The sequence below is a fragment of the Azospirillum sp. B4 genome (assembly GCF_000333275.1).
Lineage (GTDB): Bacteria > Pseudomonadota > Alphaproteobacteria > Azospirillales > Azospirillaceae > Nitrospirillum.
Genome location: NZ_BACU01000287.1, coordinates 1 through 3,321 on the forward strand (window position 1 = coordinate 1; position 3,321 = coordinate 3,321).

Sequence of the window (3,321 nt, forward strand, 5' to 3'; positions counted from 1 at the left end):
TGGGCACCCAGCCCTTCCTGCAGGCCGAACCGTCCTTGCGCCCGGCGCCACGGCGGCAGCGGCCTGGGCCTGTTCATCGTCCGCCGCCTGATGGACCTGCACGGCGGCACGCTGGCGGTGGAATGCCCGCCTGGCGGCGGCACCCGCGTCACGGTGGTTTTCCCACCCGACCGGCAGGTGCCGCCCGGCCCGGCGCTGGCGATGCCGCCGTGATCAGGGCATGATGGGCGTTACCGCTTTCCCCGCTTCCCTGGCCGAAGGGCGCGCCGCCCCCATGTCGCTGTTCAAACGGTCCAAGCCGCCGGCGTCCCGGCCGAAAGGCGCCGCGTCGCCATCGGCCCCGCCCCCGGCGGAGGCGCCCGCCAGCCTTGACGACGTGCTGGCCGCCGGCCGCCGCGACCAGGGCTATGCCCGCTTCCGGGCCCAGGCGGACAAGGCGGCGGCCGCCGCCGACAGGGGCGACGACCGCGCCTATCGCCTGCTGGCCGAAGCCATCCGGGGGCTTCTGCGCGACCACCGATAATGGGTGACGGCCATCGCTGTGCCGGCGAGCGTCCGGCGGCAGACATGGCCGGTCCCCATTCCCCGTCCCTGTCCCCGCCCCGCCGCCACCCCATCTGTTGCCCATGACCCAGACAGCCACCACCGCCTCTCAGCCCACCGCGCCTCAACCCGCCGCCCCGGATCACCGGCCCACCCGCCCCCAGATGGGCGAGGGCAAGGCCCTGGCCATGCTGATGCCCTACGTCTGGCCCCGGGGCGACTGGGGCACCCGGGGGCGGGTCATCATCTCGATGCTGCTGCTACTGGGCGCCAAGGCGGCCAGCGTCACCATCCCGGTCTTCTACAAGCACGCGGTGGATCAGCTGGGCGATGGCATCAAGGCCAACGCCGCCGTTGTGCCGGTTTTGGCCATCCTGTCCTATGGCCTGGCGCGCGTGCTGTCCCTCGCCTTCGGGGAGCTGCGCGACAGCGTGTTCGAGCGGGTGGCCCAGCGCGCCATGCGCAAGGCCGCGCTGACCGTCTTCCGCCACCTGCACGGCCTGTCCCTGCGCTTCCACCTGGAACGGCAGACGGGCGGCCTGTCGCGCTCCATCGAGCGGGGCACCAAGGCCATCGAGACGCTGCTGTCCACGGCCCTGTTCAACATCCTGCCCACGGTGCTGGAAATCCTGCTGGTCACCGGCATCCTGTGGCGGCTGTTCAACATCTGGTTCGCCCTGGTCACCTTCGTGGCGGTGGCGGGCTACATCGCCTTCACCGTCATCATCAGCAACTGGCGCACCCGCATCCGCCGCCAGATGGTGGAAAGCGACACCAAGGCCAGCGCCCGCGCCATCGACACCCTGTTGAATTATGAGACGGTGAAGTACTTCGGCAATGAGGAGCATGAGGCCCACCGCTACGACCGCGCGCTGAAGGTCTATGAGCAGGCGGCGGTGCGCACCCAGACCTCGCTGTCCGTGCTGAACGTGGGGCAGAGCTTCATCATCGCCCTGGGCCTGGTGGCCGTCATGTGGATGGCGGCCAGCGGCATCGAGGCCGGGACCCTGACCCTGGGCGACTTCGTCCTGGTGAACACCTACCTGCTGCAGCTGTACCAGCCGCTGAACATCTTCGGCTTCGTCTATCGCGGGGTGAAGGAAGCCCTGATCGACATGGAGAAGATGTTCGTGCTGCTGGCGGTGGATCGGGAGGTGGCGGATGTCCCCGGCGCCCAGCCCCTGGCCGTCAGCGGCGGCGAGGTGCGGTTCGAGAACGTGTCCTTCGGCTATGACCCGCGCCGCCCCATCCTGAAGGGCGTCAGCTTCACCGTCCCCGCCGGGCGCACCGTCGCCATCGTGGGCCCCAGCGGGGCCGGCAAGTCCACCCTGTCGCGCCTGCTGTTCCGCTTCTACGACGCCAGTGGCGGCCGCATCCTGATCGACGGGCAGGACATCACCCGGATCACCCAGGCCAGCCTGCGCGCGGCCATCGGCATCGTCCCGCAGGACACGGTGCTGTTCAACGACACCATCCGCTACAACATCGCCTATGGCCGCACCGACGCCACGCAAAGCGAGGTGGAGCACGCCGCCGTCCTGGCCCACATCGACGGCTTCGTCGCGGGCCTACCCGACGGCTGGGACACCACGGTGGGCGAGCGCGGGTTGAAACTGTCCGGCGGGGAGAAGCAGCGGGTGGCCATCGCCCGCACCATCCTGAAGAACCCGCCCATCCTGATGTTCGACGAGGCGACCAGCGCCCTGGATACCCATACCGAGCGCGAGATCCAGCGCAACCTGCGTGAGGTCAGCCGCGGCCGCACCACCCTGGTCATCGCCCATCGCCTGTCCACCGTGGTGGACGCCGACGAGATCATCGTGCTGGAGGAGGGCCGCGTGCGCGAACGCGGCCGCCACGCCGACCTGCTGGCCCAGGGCGGCGCCTATGCCGACCTGTGGAACCGCCAGCAGACGGCGGATCCGGTGCCGGAGGGGGCGCCGGCGGCCGTCACCCCGGCCGAATCGGTTTCGGGATGATGATGTGCTACACTGTACGCCTCATGTAACACACGAGGCGCCTCATGACCGAAACGACCTTCACCTTCCGAGTGGATGAAACCCTCAAGGCCGCGTTCGCCGAAGCCGCCAAAAGCAATGACCGCACCGGCGCGCAGCTTTTGCGCGATTACATGCGTGATTTCGTGCGGCAGCAGCAGGAGGCCGCCGATTACAACGCGTGGTTCCGGGCCAAGGTGCAGACTGGTATCGCCGCCGCCGACGCTGGGGACGTGCTGTCGGCGGAAGAGGTGGAAGCCGAAGCCGAGGCCTGGCGAGCGGAGGTTAGGCGCAAATTGGCCGGCCCGGCGTCGTGAAACTGATTTGGACGCGTCCTGCGAACATCGACCGCAAGGCAATCCGCGACTATATCGCGCAGGAGAAACCGGCCGCCGCGTTGGCGCTTGACGAGCTGTTTTCGGAAAAGGCCCTTCTTCTGACCAAGCATTCCGCCATCGGCCGGCCAGGACGTATCGTCGGCACGCGCGAGTTGGTCGTGCACCGGAATTACATATTGATCTATCGCGTGGATGGCGACGCGGTGCGGATATTGAGCCTGGTGCACACGGCACGCCAATGGCCGCCGATCCGATAGCGCCCCGCCCCGCCCGCTTTTGACATCGGCAATCGCCCGGACCAAAGTTCTGAGGTATGGACCGTCGAAGGACCCTTTGCCTGAGGCCGGTTGCCCCATGAACGCCGACACGCCCCTATCCTCCGAGTCGCCTGCGGATCCAACCGGCCTGGCGGCCCCTTTGTGGCGGGGACCGGCGGGCCTGGC

General features: G+C 68.7%; 5 protein-coding genes. All 5 read left to right on the plus strand.

The features are described 5' to 3' along the window. Positions 1–213, plus strand: a 213-nt coding sequence (locus tag I55_RS12565; protein ID WP_044560922.1) for a HAMP domain-containing sensor histidine kinase, incomplete at its 5' end; no start/stop codon positions are given. A 7-nt stretch (positions 214–220) separates the two neighbouring features. After that, entirely contained in the window at positions 221–523 is a 303-nt protein-coding gene (locus I55_RS12570; protein ID WP_044560923.1) for a hypothetical protein, read from the plus strand. A 103-nt stretch (positions 524–626) separates the two neighbouring features. Then, a complete protein-coding gene (locus I55_RS12575; protein WP_044560924.1) occupies positions 627–2,522 on the plus strand; it encodes an ABC transporter ATP-binding protein/permease in 1,896 nt (631 codons plus the stop codon). A 44-nt stretch (positions 2,523–2,566) separates the two neighbouring features. Next, a complete protein-coding gene (locus I55_RS12580) occupies positions 2,567–2,857 on the plus strand; it encodes a CopG family ribbon-helix-helix protein (RefSeq protein WP_044560925.1) in 291 nt (96 codons plus the stop codon). After that, on the plus strand, positions 2,854–3,135 hold the full coding sequence (locus tag I55_RS12585; RefSeq protein ID WP_044560926.1) for a type II toxin-antitoxin system mRNA interferase toxin, RelE/StbE family: 282 nt from the start codon (positions 2,854–2,856) through the stop codon (positions 3,133–3,135). The genes I55_RS12580 and I55_RS12585 overlap by 4 nt, the downstream gene beginning before the upstream one ends. Positions 3,136–3,321: the final 186 nt, after the last annotated feature.